Source organism: Crateriforma conspicua, assembly GCF_007752935.1.
Lineage (GTDB): Bacteria > Planctomycetota > Planctomycetia > Pirellulales > Pirellulaceae > Crateriforma > Crateriforma conspicua.
Map to the genome: position 1 here is coordinate 2,055,595 of NZ_CP036319.1, position 16,149 is coordinate 2,071,743.

At 56.5% G+C, this 16,149-nt stretch carries 23 protein-coding genes and 1 other RNA gene; 11 read left to right on the forward strand and 13 right to left on the reverse strand.

What is annotated here, in order from left to right; genetic code table 11:
• Window positions 1-121: 121 nt before the first annotated feature.
• The 11 genes from Mal65_RS26385 to Mal65_RS07780 all read left to right on the forward strand — a co-directional run bounded on the left by Mal65_RS26385 (window position 122) and on the right by Mal65_RS07780 (window position 3,625).
• Window positions 122-292 (forward strand): hypothetical protein, encoded by a 171-nt coding sequence (locus Mal65_RS26385; protein ID WP_165701140.1) that lies wholly within the window; start codon window positions 122-124, stop codon window positions 290-292.
• Window positions 289-564, forward strand: a complete 276-nt coding sequence (locus Mal65_RS07735; protein ID WP_145295595.1) for a hypothetical protein — start codon at window positions 289-291, stop codon at window positions 562-564. Before Mal65_RS26385 ends, Mal65_RS07735 begins: the two co-directional genes overlap by 4 nt.
• Window positions 565-636: 72 nt before the next feature.
• Window positions 637-849 (forward strand): hypothetical protein, encoded by a 213-nt coding sequence (locus Mal65_RS07740; protein WP_145295597.1) that lies wholly within the window; start codon window positions 637-639, stop codon window positions 847-849.
• Window positions 850-1,092: 243 nt separating this feature from the next.
• Complete coding sequence (locus Mal65_RS07745) at window positions 1,093-1,311, forward strand: hypothetical protein (RefSeq protein ID WP_145295600.1); 219 nt, start codon at window positions 1,093-1,095, stop codon at window positions 1,309-1,311.
• A gap of 162 nt (window positions 1,312-1,473) precedes the next feature.
• Complete coding sequence (locus Mal65_RS07750) at window positions 1,474-1,716, forward strand: hypothetical protein (RefSeq protein WP_145295603.1); 243 nt, start codon at window positions 1,474-1,476, stop codon at window positions 1,714-1,716.
• Window positions 1,717-1,722: 6 nt separating this feature from the next.
• Window positions 1,723-1,807: hammerhead ribozyme type II (locus tag Mal65_RS07755), an RNA gene on the forward strand.
• A gap of 26 nt (window positions 1,808-1,833) precedes the next feature.
• Window positions 1,834-2,319, forward strand: coding sequence for a winged helix-turn-helix domain-containing protein (locus Mal65_RS07760; protein WP_165701141.1), 486 nt, complete (start codon window positions 1,834-1,836; stop codon window positions 2,317-2,319).
• A 12-nt stretch (window positions 2,320-2,331) separates the two neighbouring features.
• Window positions 2,332-2,562, forward strand: a complete 231-nt coding sequence (locus tag Mal65_RS07765) for a hypothetical protein (RefSeq protein WP_145295609.1) — start codon at window positions 2,332-2,334, stop codon at window positions 2,560-2,562.
• 263 nt (window positions 2,563-2,825) lie between these two features.
• The gene (locus tag Mal65_RS07770) at window positions 2,826-3,059 is read left to right on the forward strand and encodes a hypothetical protein (protein ID WP_145295612.1); all 234 of its coding nucleotides are present in this window, start codon (window positions 2,826-2,828) and stop codon (window positions 3,057-3,059) included.
• The gene (locus tag Mal65_RS07775) at window positions 3,059-3,304 is read left to right on the forward strand and encodes a DUF4314 domain-containing protein (protein WP_145295615.1); all 246 of its coding nucleotides are present in this window, start codon (window positions 3,059-3,061) and stop codon (window positions 3,302-3,304) included. Before Mal65_RS07770 ends, Mal65_RS07775 begins: the two co-directional genes overlap by 1 nt.
• A gap of 3 nt (window positions 3,305-3,307) precedes the next feature.
• Complete coding sequence (locus Mal65_RS07780; protein ID WP_145295617.1) at window positions 3,308-3,625, forward strand: hypothetical protein; 318 nt, start codon at window positions 3,308-3,310, stop codon at window positions 3,623-3,625.
• A gap of 9 nt (window positions 3,626-3,634) precedes the next feature.
• Here Mal65_RS07780 and Mal65_RS07785 read toward each other — a convergent pair whose 3' ends face one another.
• The 13 genes from Mal65_RS07785 to Mal65_RS07840 all read right to left on the reverse strand — a co-directional run bounded on the left by Mal65_RS07785 (window position 3,635) and on the right by Mal65_RS07840 (window position 15,964).
• Window positions 3,635-4,945: a DNA modification methylase gene (locus Mal65_RS07785; RefSeq protein WP_145295620.1), complete on the reverse strand. Its 1,311-nt coding sequence runs from the start codon at window positions 4,943-4,945 to the stop codon at window positions 3,635-3,637.
• Between the two features lie 111 nt (window positions 4,946-5,056).
• Complete coding sequence (locus Mal65_RS07790; RefSeq protein ID WP_145295623.1) at window positions 5,057-5,257, reverse strand: hypothetical protein; 201 nt, start codon at window positions 5,255-5,257, stop codon at window positions 5,057-5,059.
• Complete coding sequence (locus Mal65_RS07795) at window positions 5,254-5,850, reverse strand: ATPase (RefSeq protein WP_196784669.1); 597 nt, start codon at window positions 5,848-5,850, stop codon at window positions 5,254-5,256. Before Mal65_RS07795 ends, Mal65_RS07790 begins: the two co-directional genes overlap by 4 nt.
• A gap of 406 nt (window positions 5,851-6,256) precedes the next feature.
• Window positions 6,257-8,446, reverse strand: coding sequence for a bifunctional DNA primase/polymerase (locus Mal65_RS07800; RefSeq protein ID WP_145295628.1), 2,190 nt, complete (start codon window positions 8,444-8,446; stop codon window positions 6,257-6,259).
• On the reverse strand, window positions 8,446-10,107 hold the full coding sequence (locus Mal65_RS07805; RefSeq protein WP_165701142.1) for a DEAD/DEAH box helicase: 1,662 nt from the start codon (window positions 10,105-10,107) through the stop codon (window positions 8,446-8,448). The genes Mal65_RS07800 and Mal65_RS07805 overlap by 1 nt, the downstream gene beginning before the upstream one ends.
• A complete protein-coding gene (locus tag Mal65_RS07810) occupies window positions 10,104-10,625 on the reverse strand; it encodes a RusA family crossover junction endodeoxyribonuclease (protein ID WP_145295634.1) in 522 nt (173 codons plus the stop codon). The genes Mal65_RS07805 and Mal65_RS07810 overlap by 4 nt, the downstream gene beginning before the upstream one ends.
• Before the next feature lie 104 nt (window positions 10,626-10,729).
• Window positions 10,730-11,212, reverse strand: coding sequence for a DUF669 domain-containing protein (locus Mal65_RS07815; protein WP_145295637.1), 483 nt, complete (start codon window positions 11,210-11,212; stop codon window positions 10,730-10,732).
• 49 nt (window positions 11,213-11,261) lie between these two features.
• On the reverse strand, window positions 11,262-12,020 hold the full coding sequence (locus Mal65_RS07820; RefSeq protein ID WP_145295640.1) for an ATP-binding protein: 759 nt from the start codon (window positions 12,018-12,020) through the stop codon (window positions 11,262-11,264).
• A gap of 39 nt (window positions 12,021-12,059) precedes the next feature.
• Window positions 12,060-12,299 (reverse strand): hypothetical protein, encoded by a 240-nt coding sequence (locus tag Mal65_RS27175; protein ID WP_231131314.1) that lies wholly within the window; start codon window positions 12,297-12,299, stop codon window positions 12,060-12,062.
• A gap of 80 nt (window positions 12,300-12,379) precedes the next feature.
• The gene (locus tag Mal65_RS07825; RefSeq protein ID WP_165701143.1) at window positions 12,380-12,994 is read right to left on the reverse strand and encodes a sigma-70 family RNA polymerase sigma factor; all 615 of its coding nucleotides are present in this window, start codon (window positions 12,992-12,994) and stop codon (window positions 12,380-12,382) included.
• Window positions 12,995-13,175: 181 nt separating this feature from the next.
• Window positions 13,176-13,502, reverse strand: coding sequence for a hypothetical protein (locus tag Mal65_RS07830; RefSeq protein ID WP_145295645.1), 327 nt, complete (start codon window positions 13,500-13,502; stop codon window positions 13,176-13,178).
• A gap of 256 nt (window positions 13,503-13,758) precedes the next feature.
• Window positions 13,759-14,784, reverse strand: a complete 1,026-nt coding sequence (locus Mal65_RS07835) for a hypothetical protein (RefSeq protein WP_145295649.1) — start codon at window positions 14,782-14,784, stop codon at window positions 13,759-13,761.
• Entirely contained in the window at window positions 14,759-15,964 is a 1,206-nt protein-coding gene (locus tag Mal65_RS07840) for a hypothetical protein (protein WP_145295652.1), read from the reverse strand. Before Mal65_RS07840 ends, Mal65_RS07835 begins: the two co-directional genes overlap by 26 nt.
• Window positions 15,965-16,149 lie beyond the last annotated feature (185 nt).

A 16,149-nucleotide genomic window follows, 5' to 3' on the forward strand; every position in this document is an offset into this window, starting at 1 on the left:
GGAACGACTTCTCCTTTTCGATCGCACGCCGTAGTGAACGCTGCGGCGTTTCTTTGTTTTGTGGCCGCGACACTCGCCGTTTGTGGGCGATGTCGGGTAGGTCAAACGTAGGTGGCCACCAATGCCGCTGACGCGACAGGGGCGGTTTGTGGGCGACGTCGGCGACGCGCTGAAACATGGAAAAACCCTGCGAATTACTGGCTGGATTCGCTTGCTGTGTTTGGAAACGCATGGCTCATGTGTGTCATCGGAAGACGGTTTTTCATTCACCCAAACGGAGAAACAAACATGACCCTCGGCGAACTGATCGGCTTGCTTGAAGAGTACCGCGACGAGCACGGCGAAGACTGCGAAGTGCGGTTGATGACGCAACAGAACTGGCCCTTTGAAAACCGCATCGCCGGCGTAACGAGCGGCGCGGAAATGAACGAAGCGGAACACGATGATCCGCACGAGTTCGCGGATGCCCAAGACGTCGCCGAAGACGCGATGGTCTACATCGTCGAAGGTGGACAGATCTGCTACGGCAGCAAGCGGGCATGGGAAACCTGCCGCGATTGCTAAACGCGAATCAACACGCCGGCGGCGCTGGATCACGCCGCCGGCCTTTCTTTTCACCAGAGATGAGCATAAACCATGAATCAAAAGCAGAACCTTGAAGAAGCCTATGTCGCCGCCCACGCTCGGGCGTTGCAAGCGGCGGAAGCCGTCCGACAGATGATTGAGGACCTACCGGCTCCGGACAGCGAAACGCGGATCGGTTGGGATCACGTCGGAACGCTTCGCCACTACGCAGCGCGGCTTGAGGAATTGCTTGAATCCAATGAACCGGAAGACAACGGCAGCTAATTCGTAAAGCGAACTCTTTCGCCCATACGCCGCGACGTTCGCAACCTGTCGCGGCGTTTTCTTGTTTGCGGGTTGTTTGCCGTATGCCCATGGAACGGCGTTTCGGCCGAACGTCGCCGGCCAACCCAAAGCTGAAAAAAGACTGCAGATTCTCTCCGGACTTCGCTTGCTGCGTTTGAAAACGCATGGCTCATGTGTGTCACCGAAACGGTTTTCACGCTTCCCACCTACGGAGACAGACACATGGCCAACACAACTGCCCGCCCAACTTCCGCAGACCTTCTGTACCTGCACACGCAAACGCTCGAGTTGATTGAAGAGTTGCACGCTGCGGTCAAAGACTTGCCGCTTGCCGCAGCGGCCAACAGCGCCAACTTCGAGCGAGTCTTTGGCGAACTCGATGACTTGCACGACACCATCGACGGGCTGGCAGCGAAACTTCGGCGCAACACGGCCGAGTGACATCGCCTGAGCAGCGGCATTGTTCGCAGTCTTTGAAAAACCTTTCAAAAGACTGCGAATTGCTGCCGGACTTCGCTTGATGTGCTGCGAAACGAATGGCTCATGTGTGTTAACGCCGACAGGGCGAACCAAGAACCACGACCTTCTACCGGAGACAAAACCATGGCCAAAGAAAGCAAGACCGCCGACCTTCGCACCGCGATGCAACAACTCGACCCGGCGACCTTCCAAGAGATTCGCGAAAGCTACTACCGCATCGCCGACACCCTGAAGCCGCTGGCCGACGCTTTGGAAAAGGCTGACGCGGACCAAGGCGGCCACGCCGGCCCGCTCCTCGACGAGCATTTTCTCTTCCTGCAAATGTACGACCTGCTTCGCAAGAGCAACCTTGGCGGGGTGGTTTGAACCGAAAGCCGAAACGCCGGCCCCATTCCTCAAACGAATCGGGTCGGCGTCGTCGCGGGCGGTTCCTGCGGCCTGACGATGGCAGCCAACCATGAACACAAATTTGGAGACGCAAACATGAAAAAGGCAGACGTAAAGATCGGTAGCGAGTACTACGCGACGGTGACGAACAAGAAAGTGGTTGTGCGCATCGACGCGGAGAACGCCTCGGGCGGTTGGGACGCGACCAACCTTTCGACAAACAAGAGAGTCCGCATCAAGACGGCTGGTCGGTTGCAAGGACCGGCACGGACGGCCCAGTCGACTGCGGAGCCCGCCACGCGAGCAAAGAAGCGAGTCACCAAGAAGAAATCCGAAGCCAGCACCGGCGGCGAGAAAAAGCTTTCCTGCGTGAAAGCGGCCTTGCAGGTTTTGGAATCCGCCGGCGAACCCATGAACACGCAGGAAATGATCGCCGCGATGGTTGACCAGAATCTCTGGGAAAGCCCCGGCGGAAAGACTCCGCATGCGACGTTGTACTCGGCGATCCTTCGTGACTTGGCGAAAGGCGACGGAAGCCGGTTTGTAAAGACGGAACGCGGCCGATTCACGGTTCGGGCATAGGAGGCTGGCAAGATGTTTATCGGAGACGTTCGACAAATCGAGGACCTTGCGGAAGAGGAAACGGCAACGCCGGAACCCGACATGGGATACGAACTGCGGACCGCCATTGGCGACCGCTTTGAACGTGGCACGGTGGAACACCTGGTTCGACGCAGCGACATGATCATCGCCCGAACAACCGCCGGCGAAGAGTTCGCGGTTGTCGGCCGGAACGCGCACGTCTTGGTCCCTCTCTCCTTCTAACTTCGACACTTTCTTCCCCCGGCGAACAGTTCGCCACACACGCCCGACGTTGGCCACGGTCGGGCGTTTTGTCGTTGGTCGGCTACCTCGCCGCACTACTTCACAAGGCCGCACGCGGCAAAGACAGCCGCGATTTCTACCTACCGAAAAACATGGCGAATCTTTCCGCATGCTTGGCAAAGTTCGCTTGCTGTGTTCGCGGACTCATGGCTCATGTGTGTTAACGCGAACGCCATTTCATTTCACGAACACGAAGAACCCAAATGAGCAAAGTTCAAAACCTGAATCCTCGGCCGATCGAGCCGGCCCCGGCCTATGAGAACGGCCACCAAATCGCTCGCGACCTATTGCGGCACATCGAGCTGCAACTCGACCGCATGATGCGACCGGATAGCAAAGACCTTCGATGGCAACACGTACGAGCGGTCAACCTCATCAACGCTCAGCTATCGGAGGTCGCCACGCTACTCGACGAAACCAACGGAGTTCGAAACTGATGAAAACCAAATGCGACTTCAAGGCGGGCGATCGCGTAAGTCTGATCGAGATGGGCGATGATCCCGATCCGATCCCAGCCGGCACGACAGGAACGGTTGCCGGCGTTTATCCGCAACACGATTGGTTGCAACTCGATGTCGACTGGGACAACGGCCGGTCGCTGATGCTTTCCATTCCGCCGGATCGCGTCGAACGGCTTTCCGGCGGCAATTCCAAATCCAATTCTTCAAGCCAAGGAAACTGAACCATGTCCACACGAGCAATAATTGCCACGCAGACTTACGATCGAGGAATCCTCGCCACGTACTTGCACTTTGACGGCTACCCGGAACACGTCCTGCCGATTCTGGTCGATGGGTACCTGGATCCGGACGAAGCCATCGAGTTGATTGAAGGCGGCGAACTGCGATCGCTTCAACCACGCCCTGCTGAGCCTGAGTATTTCGCGACCAGTCGGCAAACCGAGGTGTTGAAAGACGAATCGGAATTGGATCGGCTTGCCCGGTACTTAAATGCAGAGCACATTTACTTCTACGATGACATGTGGCGACACCGAAAGGCTTGATCGCTCCACTCATCGCATGTTCTCCTCGCGAGCGCCGACGCGGATCGGTGACTCGCCGGTCCGCTCGAGCACCGCGGCTTTGCCGGTGAACCGCTGGTAGCGATCGACGATCACGTCGCAGTACGGCGGATCGAGTTCCATCAAGAAAGCCTTGCGTCCGGTCTGCTCGGCGGCGATCAACGTCGAACCGCTGCCGCCAAAGAGATCGAGGACGTTGTCGCCGCGTCGCGATGAATACTGCATCGCCATCACCGCGAGTTCGGCCGGTTTGCCGGTGAGGTGCTCCAACTGCTGCGGCGGAATCTTCTTGACGTGCCACAGGTCCGTCGCATTGTTCGGTCCGAAGAATTTGTGGCCGGCCCCTTCTTTCCAGCCATAGAACGCCCATTCGTGCGCGCCCATGAAATCCTTGCGAGTCATCACGGGATGCATCTTGTCCCAAATGATGGCCTGCGAGAAATACAACCCGGCTTTTGCCAGCACGGGCGGGTAGTTTGCGATGTTGGAGAAGCCTCCCCAGATGTAGAAGCTTCGGCCGGGTTCGAGAACGCGAGCAATGTTGCCGAACCAGGCTTCGAGCAAGCGATTGAATTCCTCGTCCGAAACAAAATCGTTCGCGAGCGGCCGATCTTTGGCTCGCATCTTCTTCGGACCGTCTTTCGATTTCCCTTTGCCGGCCTCAAAGGAGCTGTTGCCGGCGGCGATCGCGTTCTTGCTACGGGGTTCAACCTTCACGTTGTATGGCGGATCCGTATTGCACAGTTGAATCTTCGCACCGTTCAATAGCCGATCGAGATCTTCCACGCTGGTCGAGTCGCCACATAGCAATCGGTGGTCGCCGAGGATCCAAAGGTCGCCGGGCTGGGTGACCGGATCGTCAGGTGGCTCCGGGACATCGTCGGGATCGGTCAGTCCCGGTTCAACACCTGGATCGAGGAGCTTGGCCAGCTCGTCGCTGTTGAAGCCGAGCAATTCGCAATCGAATCCGACGTGCTGTAGCTCGCCAATTTCGAGCGGCAACAGATCGTAATCCCACTCGGCGTTCTCACCGGTCCTATTATCGGCGATGCGATAGGCCTTCACCGCCTCCGGCTCAAGGTCCGTTGCAACATGGACCGGAACCTCGGCGAGGTTCAACTGCTTCGCGGCTTTCCAACGTGTATGGCCGACGATGATAACGCCATCGGGATCAACCACGATCGGCTGCCGGAAGCCGAACTCGTTGATAGACTGGACGACGGGGGCAACCGCGTCGTCGTTGATTCGCGGATTCTTTTCGTAAGGCTTGATCCGATCAAGCGACCACATTTCGACCTGCATGTGCAAAAGCCCTTCCAAGGCGAGGAGAGAAACGGAAGGGTTTGGTCAGTGGTTGGTTAGATGTTCAAATAGCTGGGAAATTGGTTGGGTGTGCTTCTCGACGCTGCAGGTCTACTCGTCGCCGGCAATTGGTGGTTGCTGCTTGGGTTCATCGAACTCAGGAGAAAATGGATCGAGTTCGACAACCTTGCCGTCGCGCCAAACGACGATTGGCGTTTTGTGACGCCGGGCACGCAACAACACGTCGTTAGCGGCTTGTTCCATGGCGGCGTTCGCTTGCTTCACGGTTTCAGGCGTATCGTCACGGATCATGGCAATAATTCCGGGGAAAACTGTTTGAGTTCAGCAAAACCGACATCGTCATAGACCCGTCGGTTGCCATCCTGCTGGCCTACAATAATTCCAGCTGGTCGGCAGGATCCATTGTAGACAAACCACTCGTCGAGGACTGGCATATACAACGACGCAAAGTTTTTGATTCCAAGATCGTAGCGACGCCGGATCGTTGGTTCGGGGATATTGTGACCACCCTCTCTGACGCGAGTCGCAACACGTGCAATGGCTTGGTCGACGGACGGAAGCCAAATGAAAAACAAAGACACTCGGTAACCAAAGCTTTTCATCGCTCGCAACCTTTTCGCATGAGCGCGGCCAGCAAGTGTCGTCTCAAATCCGAATGTGGCTTGGGCTGATGTCAACTCGTTGATCCGATCAAGCATTAAGCGGCCCGCAGCAGCCGATTGGGATTCTGGATTGAATGGTGACAGACCGGCAGCAATCAAATCAGCGTTCACGAATTCCTGGCAACCAGCAAACTGCGGTAGATACCGACTGGCGAACGTTGTCTTGCCGGCACCATTGGGACCGGCGATGACGTAAACGGTTGGATTGGCGGGCTCGCTCAAACTGATTGGGTTCCTCTTGCCAGCATTTTACGGCGTGAATGAAGTTTTACCAACTTGGATTATTCATTCGGACAAGCAAAACAAACTGTGCCCAATAAGGCGGCTGTTCCCGCGGCCCTGACCAGAGAACCGATCGGTGGGAAGTACCTAATCCGTCAGGGGAGATCCGTCGAGATGCCCCCTCATGCGTGCGCGGGCACTTCGCGGGGGCACGGGGCTGACACACTGACGTATTCATAGAAAGAGAGAGTTTTTCTTTGTATCTAAGGACTTTTACTCGGTTCGAATCCGTCAGAAATCCGTCAGTTGGTCGGTTGACGTTTCTTGACGGATTTGACTGGATTGCTTGCCCAAGTTCACAGCAGCACGCCGAATGCGTCAGAATCGATTGACGGATACTGACGGATTACTGACGCATTTCCGTTGGCTCGATCAGACGGTATCCCTGGGCTGGTTTTGTCTTGGTCTGGATGGTGACCGGTTCGATTTCTTCTTGCTGCATGAGCGTCAAGATGACTTGGTCAAAATCGTGTGCCTTGAGCGTCATCGATCGCATGATTTCGCGACGCGCCATCGTACGGTCGGGACGATCGGAAAGCCGTTTCTTAAGCCGCAGGCATTCTGCGTGGAATGGGTTCTCGGCAACGTGGACCGATGCGAGGTAGAGCTGCCGGCGGGCTTGATGCAGCGCGAACTCGCTGGCCCAACGGACGGCAGCAAGCGTGATCTTTGGTTCGACGTGGTTCTCGCTGCAGGCGTAGATCAACGCCAGCTTCTTGGCGTGCTCGCAGGTACGGCTCCACGCTGTCCTGGCGACCTCGTCACCAGCGTCGTCGGCTTTGTCGTACTCGGCTTCGGTTAGCTCCCTTAGCTCCGTAATGGCAGTTTCGGCATCGTCCATGAACGGTATGCAGCTCGGTTTCGGATGCACACTCATGAAGTTGCCACCGCCGGGCTCGAAGTCGGCCCACCATTTCGCAATGTCAAGAATAGCATCGGGTAGGTTCCGAGCGGATCCAGGTGTCTGACCCTTGCCGCGTTTTCCGACATCGATGATGTTCAGTCGAGCAAAGAAACCGTTGGTCAGCATCCGCTTCGAGAGCGACTCGTAGAAGTGCTGTGGCGTCGCGGTGCCGAATAATGTCAGGTGTGGCTGATCGACATGGATGGCGTCCTTTTGGTTTGCCTTCACGCGTAGCGGATACACGTCCCCAGCTGATGTGTAAAGCGTGAGCAGAATGTTGGGGATAGATTCACGACTGTTGTCGCGATCCAGATTGATTTGACGCAGCACTCCGTCCATCTCATCGTTCTGGAACAGCATCTTTCCAGACCGCGCCAAAGCGTCCTGGATGCCTTCGCCGGAAGCGAACTTGTCGCCGATCGATTTGGATTCGCCGATCTGAAACAGAACTTGGGAGTTAACCTTACGAGGGAACTCCTTTCCTGTCCCACTGCCGGCGAGGGCGAGCAGATAGATATTGGTACGCAGGTCGCCGGTCGTGGCAACCTTTCGACCGGCTAAGAATGACTGCAACGCCATCGCCCCGCAGAACGCGAGGCCAACGTTCGGGTAGGGTGCGTTGGCAAGCGTGAAATCCATGACGCGACGAACGAATCCAGGCACTTCGAACAGTCGCTCGGGAAGATGTCCTGGATCGAGTGCCGTAGCAAGTTTCGATTCAGTTTTCTCATCACGTGACGCAACCACCGTTGGCTTCGTCATGAATGCACTGAGATCGACTGGATCAACCGACGGTTCCGTCAACGATTCATCCCGCAGCCAGCCGAATGGTCGATCATGCGGTTTGGTTGCCGCTTGATTGACTTTGTGCAGGAGTTCTTTCTCGGACCAGGGCGGATTGCATCGAGGGTTGTATTCGGCCGTGAGGATTGCCATCGCGCGATCTGGGTCGATCCCGAAGCCGTGGACGAGTGCCGTCGCCGCGGCGTAGGTTTGCGAGTGACCGCCGCTGCCGGAGACTGCCGGCGGCATCGCGGCGAGGTAGGCGATAGCCCGAGTTTCGACGTCGGTCGCGTCAGTCGGCGAGACTGGCGGCGACATTGGCGGCATCGCCGAGATTGGTCCCCCGCGTCGCACGATGACGGCATCGGCGAGAGCTTTCACGCAGGCAGCCAGCATCGGAGCGGGGACGGTCGCGGGTTCGGCATCGAGCCGGTCATATTCTTCACCGCTGGGATGGATGCTGGGACCAACCACCGTCTGCGCGCCGGTTGCCCTTAGCTCGACGATCATCGCCCCGCTGGCGTCGGTGTGCTTCTCGGTGCTCGCTCCCACGGCGATGTACCAACGGTGTGATCTCGGTGAAGATGGCCGGCCGGTGATCGCTGCGGTTGGCGGCAGGTACTGATCGGCAAGTTCGATCGCTTCAGGGCAATCCAGGTCGACGTCGACAAGCCAGCCCGAGGGTTCGCCGAGGATGATGCCGATGTTCGAATTCTCGGGAAAGACTTCGGGGGTCAATCGCAGGTTGGTCCAGTCACGCCGCGTTGGCGATTTGGACTGCGGGCGCAGCGGCACGCAGTACCAGCCTCGCTGGCGATAGATTGCGACCTGATCCCGAACGCTCGTCACTAAAAAGGCGCCTCTTCAAGAGCGGAGTTCGGTATCTCGGACAAGCGATACTTGATGATGCGATCGTAACGCTCGCCAGTGATCGAGCGAACGGTGATGGCTTCAGTGGTAGCAAGAAGTCTGGCGTCGGCCAGTTCAAGAGCCTCGTCGGCATTCTCGGGACAGGGATCGAGGCATCGCTCGCGCCACCAGGTTTCGGCTTTCCGTCTCGCGAAGCCAGAATGCTCGATGCAGATAAACTCACTTTGCCAGTGATCGAGACCGATCATGTAGTCGACGCGCAGGCAGCGAGGTGCATCGTCCTCAGCGTCACGTTTTCGATGAATACGATAAACAACGTCATGGACGTCGTATTCTGTGTCGCTGACTTCACCCGAAAGCACGCCGGCCTCGCTTGCTTGTGCTTCGTGCGATTCGCGATCAGGCGGTGGGAAGGGATGACCGCATTCAGGACAGTTCGCGTATCCACATGCGACCAGTGTGTGACACTTCTCGCACTCTTTCGCCGGCGGCAACTGGCCTGTTCGCGATTGCTTTTCCTTCGGCTTGATTTGGTCGATCGGCCCGTGGCGTTCAATATTGCCACCGAAGTCCAACACCAGGCAATTCTGTTTGTTGGGGTGCAGTCGAAAGCCGCGGCCCACGCATTGATAGAGCAGACCGGGTGACATGGTTGGACGCAGCATTACCACGCAATCCACACGAGGTGCGTCGAAGCCCGTGGTCAGCACGTTGACGTTGCAGAGATATCGCAACGGCTCCCGGCCGAATAGAGAATCGCATTCATCACCTCGGAAGCGGGCTAGCACTTCATCGCGTTCCGCCGCCGGCGTTTGCCCTGTGACGAATCCACATTCGATCCCGTGATTAGTCCGTAGCGTTTCGACGACTTGCTGACCGTGTGCCACGCTGGTGGCGAAGTTCAGAATCGCTCGACGATCGGACGAAAGCTCCACGATTTCGGCGCACGCAGCCGAGACGAGAGCTTGGTCACCGGCAAGCCGATCGACCTCGTCTGACACGAACTCGCCGGCCCGGATATGTACCCCAGAGAAGTCAGCACGATTGACACCGGCCTTTGAGATCAACGGACAAAGAAATCCGTCGCGGATCAGCTCTTTGATGCCAATCTCGTAGCAGACATGATTGAGAAAATGGTCCGGCGAACAGATCATGCCCGAGTCGAGGCGAAACGGAGTGGCCGTCAAGCCGATCACGCGAACATGCGGATTGATGACTTTGCAATCCGCGAGAAACTGCCGATACATGCCATCGCCCTTCTTGCTGATCAGATGGGCTTCGTCGACAACGATCAGGTCAAACGGATCTAGGTCGCAGGCACGTTTGTAGATGCTCTGAATGCCGGCAACGAGGATCGGCGTCTTGGTGTCTCGCTTTTTCAGGCCAGCCGAATACAGACCAACCTTGATCTCGGGGCACAGGCGGCGGACCTTGTCGGCGTTCTGCTCGAGTAGTTCTTTAACGTGGGCGAGAATTAAAACACGACCACTCCATCTCGACACCGCATCGGAAGCGATCTTCGCTAGGACCAGCGATTTGCCAGCGCCGGTCGGCAGTACCGCGACAGGATTGTCGTTTCGATTGCGCAAGTGATCGTAGACCGCATCCACCGCGGCTTGTTGGTAGCCGCGCAGCTTCATCGGATCACCTTGCCGTTGTGACGCTTGAGTCCGCGGACGACGGGCGTGCATTCCGGAAGTCCACGGTTGATCATCGTGCAGACATTGCAGATGCGGTTATGGGGACCTTCTGAATCGAAAACATATCCGCAACGCAGACACGTCCGCGCGTCGATCAACTCCATGTCGGCCGGCAATGCTTGGATGCGAACGGTCGCTTTGCCGGCTTTCGGCAACGGTTCGTGCTTTTCGATTGTCAGCCGTACGATTTGGCTGTCGTCCTCGAACGCACCGGCGAACTGCAGCGAATCGAGCAGTGCTTTCAAGACGTTATCAACATCACGTCGCCGACGGTCTGGCGGGTTGATCGTGATGTCGACGATCAAATCGCCCTCGATCGGCTTAATGCGTTTGGCACGCAGTTGATTGCAGACCTCGGTGCGGAACTGCCGTCCGTGCTTGCTGATCAGGACTCGCGGGCCGACATGTCGCCAATAGGTATTGACCGAAGGCGGATAAGGTAAAGTCAGTTGGTGCATTGCTTCGTGGTGTTTCCGCGTCTTCAAAAAGAAAACGCCCAGCCGGCATTCCCTTGCCAGAGGGGCGTCTGATTGCCTTGGAACGATTTCAAGAGAAGCCGCGGCTATCGTTTCCAAGGCGGGGCATCGGCACCGGTAGCATCCGGCGTTGAAGAGGCGACTTGGCTCGCCGCAACCGGCTGAGCAGAGGCGTCGCGCCGCGAATACCCCTTCACTTCGTTCTGCAACTCACCGGTATCCGATCGGCGTTTGACACGAACGTGAATGAAACAAGGCAGGTTGTGCAGGTCGGCGGAATCGGTCGGAGTCAGCACGCCAACGGCTCGACAGATCGAAGACAGTTCTCGCCGAGCAATCTCGACGGCCGTTCCATTGGGGTTGTCGAGATTGAGTCGCACCCACAGCAGTCGATTGGCATATTCGCCTTCGATGATTTGGAAGGTGAGCTGAAGATACGATCCCGTCCCCGATTTAGTCGGCTTCACTTCGCTATCGGTAACGACGGCGACGTACTTGCCGGCGGGAATCGGTTCGAGATCATCGGCTGGTTCGACGGTATTGGCATCAAAGCCTTGGAGGTTTGCCATGGTTGGATCCTTGGTTGAGTGGATAGGAAGATCGAAACTGGAAATTGGATCAATTGGCGGTCATGGCAGACATGAACGCGGGCCAGGAAAGGGAGAGTTCCTCGGAGATGCCGTAGCGGTTTTTGGCGACGCAGCTCGGCGAACCGTAAGCACGCATCACTCGTTCGCCACCGTCCTTGCCGATCGCGTGAGCCACCGTGCGTTTGCGATTGAAACCGGCTTCTTCCGTTTGAGTTCGCATCTTGCGTGTCGCAAACAAGACGGCGTCGCACCATTCCTTGACGAGGGCCGCGGCGTGTTTGTGGAGTCGCGGTGAATACCGGTCGTAGGGAGAACTTTCCGGATCCTCGAAACGTTCGACCTTGGAGTGGGCGATCAGCACGATCACCATCCCGCGAGAACGAAGCACGTTCAGTAAGTCGAGAACTTCACGCCAAAGCGTCAGCGCGTGGGTGTAGCCTCGTGCGTATCCGCCATCGACCTTCTCGATTGATTCAACACCATACTGCTGGCAGAGCTTGTCCCAGACGAGACGTTCGAGCCAATCAAGCGAATCGATCACCACGGTTTCGTATTCATGCTTTTCATTGACGAGCGATTTCAACGCTGCGATCACATCGTCGAACTTGGTGGCCAAAGGGAATCGATCGCAGTCGATCTCATCGAGCCCGTCTTCGGTTTGAATGAAGATCGGCTTAGGAGCTTGGCTGCCGAAGGTGGATTTGCCGATCCCTTCGACGCCATAGAGCAAAACACGAGGCGGTTTGGCTTGCCGGCCGGATTGGATGGTTTCGAGTAAGCTGGTCACTGGTTGAAGGACTCCTTGGACAAGTGGGTGAGTGGATGTTTAGAGAGATTCGATGGTTTCGACGTTGAGATTCCCTGCGCGATCACTGGACACGAGGTAGTGCTTGAAGTCGGCTTGCGTGACGAACCGTTGACCATGTCCGAGCTGTTTCCGCAGCGAGTCGCATGCTTCGGTGAATTCACGCGAAACCTCGTTGAAACGGTTGGCTGACCGAACGTACCGACCGACCGCAATCGAAAGACGGACGCGGCGATCGATGTCGAGTGCTTGTTCCGGCATATAGGCTCCTAATGAATGCGTGCTGCTTACTGCCGGTCGACACGGACACCGGGCCGCCGCCGGGAATAGACCTACCCGGTTCACGTTCGAGCCGACGAAGTGGCTTGGAAATAATCGGCCAGACCAGCCTCTGCGAAACGCTCCCGGATCTTCTGGAAACGCGCGGAAATAGTCGTTCGTGCGACACCTATCTGTTCCGCGATCTCGGTGATCGAGAATGTTTTGCGTAGTTCGACAATGTGCTGCCAATCGGCCGGCAATTCATCGATCACCGCCTGGACGTCCAATCGCAATTGCGAGATTTCGGTATCCGATCGGCGTGATCGACCGGTATGCCGATCATTCGATGAGCCGGAGAGTGTGTGAGTGACGCGAATCGACTCGCCGTCAGCTTCGGACAACGGCGTGCTCAGTAACACCGTGTCCGCATCGCATCGTTTCTCGGCACAGCGATCGCGAACGATGTTCGCCACGTATCGCTCGACCACCGCGGTAATGAACTTGTTTTGGTGACCTTCATTGCGATCGTATGACCGCAGGCTCTGAAGCACTCTCAGGTACATGTCCTGCTGAAGATCGTCGCGGTCGATCTCGGTGTAGCCATACTTGCCGATCAATTGATTGGCTTTGCGTTGGACCAACCTTCGGGTGAAAGTGTCTTCGAGCGGATTGAAGTTAGAAATGGATTGAGTCACGGAATATCTCCTTGCCGGAGAAAAGCCGAGGCGTGGGCGACCAAACGATGCAGGCCAACAACAAAGCGGAGGCAATTGCGTCGCACCAACATTGGATTGGTGTCGCCCACAATCGCCTCCGCTAGGCGGCCGGCTGAATGTCAGGTGTGTGTTGTAAGAACGGTTGGAGTTGAGGTCTGAGTTAAGCCGCCGGCTCGATGACAATCATGCGAAAGGGCAAGCCGTGTTTCACTTCGAGGACATCGATTTCGCCGTCGACCCGTTGATCGAAGTACTGGAACAGCTCGACAAGCGGACGCTTCAGCGTGAAGTCGGACTTGTCCGATTCTGGTCGTGGACCGTTCTCCGCCGAAAACTTGTGTTCGCGGACGATCTTGGAATCGTCATGCAGTTCGGGCTGGCCGCTGCGAAAACGGATATGCTCCAGTCGGCCAAAATTGACTCGCTGAAGTGTTTCGACCAGAAGCTGGCGTTGAAGTGAAAGGGAAGATTTGTGAATGAGTTCCATCGTGGGATCTCCTTAACGGATTGATCCACAGCGACCAACGACAGGCAGTGGGAATTGGCTCACCGGGACTTGTCCGATCTTGCGTCGATGTTTGGATCAACTGAGCCTGTCGTCCCTTACTGGCGAAATTTCGCTGGCCGTCTGAAATTTCGCTCCGAATACGACGGACAACTGCTGAATTGAAAACGAATCGCCGAGCGCAATGAATTGCGATTTTTCTGCGAGATTTTGGAATCGACTCGACGAAGTTTCACGGTCACCAACAATCTGAATCGATCCTGAAGACGGTGCGGTATCCCTTGATGGACCTGTCGTATTCGATTGGCGTCCCCGCGATGCCCAGTGATGCGATCAGCTTTTTGTTCAGCTCCTGAGTTTGCTTTTTGACATTCTGGCCGGAGCCGCTGTCACGCCAGGTTAGGAGGCCGTGGTTGTCGGCGTAGGTACGGAGCAATTGCCACTGCTTAACGGGCTTGGCGTTCCGGCTGTTGGCCATTCCAAGTTGTGTGTAGTGAAAGATGCCGGACGAGCCTGGCACGCTAACGCGAATGGTCTCGTAATCGATGAAGCGAATCTGGACTGAGTTCCAGGTTGTTCCAGCCGGAACGTCGAGACCTCTGTTTTGCGGGTTGGGTTCCGGTGGCGGACTGTGTTGTCGGCGGAAGTCCGTTAAACGCTGCAGCGCGGAATCGTTGAGCGCGACGATGCCTCGATCGTCGAGTTCGGTGCATAGCGGCAACGCGAATTCAATCGATTGCATCCGTTGCAGCATCAATTGCGAGTTTGCATCGAGATCCCCACCGCTGCTTCGAAAGATGACGCATGGTTTATTGCTGACAGCTGCGAGATAAGCCAGCGAAGCGTCCAAGCCACTGCTCGCATAGAAGATTGAAAGCTGGACACTTGGCGAGAGTGAATCGATCGCGATCCGAGATAGCCCTTCGGCCGCTCGAACCTCGTGATAGTCCCATTGCCAGTCGGCCGCCCGACAGATACTGCGAAAGATCAGCGGAACATTGACACGGAAGACCACGGCGTCGCGTCGAGGCAAGGTTTGGGTTTCCATCGTTGCTTTGTTCGTTGCGTAGATGGACTGCTGATCGCGGACCTCGACATCCCACCAAGTCCATCCGCAGGTTGGACTCGGGATGTGACTGCCGAGCTGGTCCGTCGCCAGCAAGAGATGCTCGAAGAATGGCAATTGCTCACCGAGCATTTGACGCCAGTGAGCAAGCGTCGTCTCGTTTCGACAACGCCTAGCTGCCCGCCAGAACGGCTCCATCGATCGCATAGGGCTGCCAGTCTTGCTCGGTGATGAAGCCTCGGTCGCGAAGGAATCGCTCGACGATTTCGCTATCGCCGTCGCGACTGTAGATTGCCACGTTGGGAGGCTTGATCGTCACGACTCGAGATCGTCGGCTGGATGCGAACAACAGATTGAACTTTGCTTCCGTCAAACGAATGTCCTCGTAGCCTTGCCGAGCGAGCCATTTCATTCGTTGCTCTAAAACTTCCAAGACATCTTGCCGTCGCGAGGTCAGCTCTTCGGGTTTGTGCCCCGGCAGTAACATCTTCACCGAATGACATTCAACACTCGTCAGCTCTTCGATCATCGCGACGGACAGCGAGGCCTCGCCGTATTCCAGAAGCGGACCGAGAGTAAATTTCTCGCCTGGTGGAAACATCTCTTCGTTGCCAAACAAATGCTTGCCGATCAAACGCCGATAAATCTCGCGTTGCGGAATTGTTTCTGCATTGATTCGGAGCTCGCCAATCAGTTTGTCGAACACGGCGACATCATGTTTTAGCGGCCGACAGATGAGCGAATCCGGCAATCCCTGTTCGAGCACATCCAACCGACGCATCGGTGTGCCGTGGCTGACGAAGACATACAGCGAACCGTCGTTCTGATTGCACTGAGCTGACGCGCCTCGACCGCAACCGCGCCGATAGAACCATTGGTCGAGGTCTCGTGTCAATGTACGAGTCCCCGTCGCAAGATCCGCCACAAGTTGCGGTGGCGATGATGACTGTGACTGGAACGACGTAAACGCTCTTCGTGATTGCGCGGAATGATGGCTGAGCATTCGTTCCGCTTGATCACGATCGCGGAGAAATGCTTCGATGGCCACGTCTCCGGGAAAAGGATCGTCTTCGTTTTGAAACGTGTCGATCAGTCCATCGATTTGATCGAACAGCAGATCGACCGTAGCCCGGCCCGTCAAACCGTTGACGATATGCAGAGCATCCAGAAGTGGTGATGGCGTATCCGCATCCGGGGAAGCAAACACTTCGGCGAGCCTCTGAACGTAATCCTTGTGGGAAAGATCGTTCTGGTCCGGATGCAATTGCTTCGCAGAAAGGTAATCACGAAACGGCTCCAGGAATTCCCGAAGCCGTTGTGGTTTGATCGATAGCAAGAATGGCAAGTTGGTAAATCGTTGATAGTTGAGCGTGTGCATCGATTGTCCAAAGCGGATCACGAACAGGTCATAAAGCGTCCATGGGGAAAAAGGTCAGTTCCATTCCGAATGGCTGATTGAAAGTGCGACGAGGCTGAGCGATGGCGGATTCCACCACCGTTCCAATTGGGTCTCCGTTCCGCTCGTCCGTGGCCTGCTGTTCGAGCGATCCGTTTGGGCGTCCT

Bases quoted from the DNA above. Each gene is read 5' to 3' on its own strand.
- Mal65_RS26385 (WP_165701140.1), top strand. From the start codon at position 122: ATGCCGCTGACGCGACAGGGGCGGTTTGTGGGCGACGTCGGCGACGCG.
- Mal65_RS07735 (WP_145295595.1), top strand. From the start codon at position 289: ATGACCCTCGGCGAACTGATCGGCTTGCTTGAAGAGTACCGCGACGAG.
- Mal65_RS07740 (WP_145295597.1), top strand. From the start codon at position 637: ATGAATCAAAAGCAGAACCTTGAAGAAGCCTATGTCGCCGCCCACGCT.
- Mal65_RS07745 (WP_145295600.1), top strand. From the start codon at position 1,093: ATGGCCAACACAACTGCCCGCCCAACTTCCGCAGACCTTCTGTACCTG.
- Mal65_RS07750 (WP_145295603.1), top strand. From the start codon at position 1,474: ATGGCCAAAGAAAGCAAGACCGCCGACCTTCGCACCGCGATGCAACAA.
- Mal65_RS07760 (WP_165701141.1), top strand. From the start codon at position 1,834: ATGAAAAAGGCAGACGTAAAGATCGGTAGCGAGTACTACGCGACGGTG.
- Mal65_RS07765 (WP_145295609.1), top strand. From the start codon at position 2,332: ATGTTTATCGGAGACGTTCGACAAATCGAGGACCTTGCGGAAGAGGAA.
- Mal65_RS07770 (WP_145295612.1), top strand. From the start codon at position 2,826: ATGAGCAAAGTTCAAAACCTGAATCCTCGGCCGATCGAGCCGGCCCCG.
- Mal65_RS07775 (WP_145295615.1), top strand. From the start codon at position 3,059: ATGAAAACCAAATGCGACTTCAAGGCGGGCGATCGCGTAAGTCTGATC.
- Mal65_RS07780 (WP_145295617.1), top strand. From the start codon at position 3,308: ATGTCCACACGAGCAATAATTGCCACGCAGACTTACGATCGAGGAATC.
- Mal65_RS07785 (WP_145295620.1), bottom strand. From the start codon at position 4,945: ATGCAGGTCGAAATGTGGTCGCTTGATCGGATCAAGCCTTACGAAAAG.
- Mal65_RS07790 (WP_145295623.1), bottom strand. From the start codon at position 5,257: ATGATCCGTGACGATACGCCTGAAACCGTGAAGCAAGCGAACGCCGCC.
- Mal65_RS07805 (WP_165701142.1), bottom strand. From the start codon at position 10,107: ATGAAGCTGCGCGGCTACCAACAAGCCGCGGTGGATGCGGTCTACGAT.
- Mal65_RS07810 (WP_145295634.1), bottom strand. From the start codon at position 10,625: ATGCACCAACTGACTTTACCTTATCCGCCTTCGGTCAATACCTATTGG.
- Mal65_RS07815 (WP_145295637.1), bottom strand. From the start codon at position 11,212: ATGGCAAACCTCCAAGGCTTTGATGCCAATACCGTCGAACCAGCCGAT.
- Mal65_RS27175 (WP_231131314.1), bottom strand. From the start codon at position 12,299: ATGCCGGAACAAGCACTCGACATCGATCGCCGCGTCCGTCTTTCGATT.
- Mal65_RS07830 (WP_145295645.1), bottom strand. From the start codon at position 13,502: ATGGAACTCATTCACAAATCTTCCCTTTCACTTCAACGCCAGCTTCTG.
- Mal65_RS07835 (WP_145295649.1), bottom strand. From the start codon at position 14,784: ATGGAGCCGTTCTGGCGGGCAGCTAGGCGTTGTCGAAACGAGACGACG.
- Mal65_RS07840 (WP_145295652.1), bottom strand. From the start codon at position 15,964: ATGCACACGCTCAACTATCAACGATTTACCAACTTGCCATTCTTGCTA.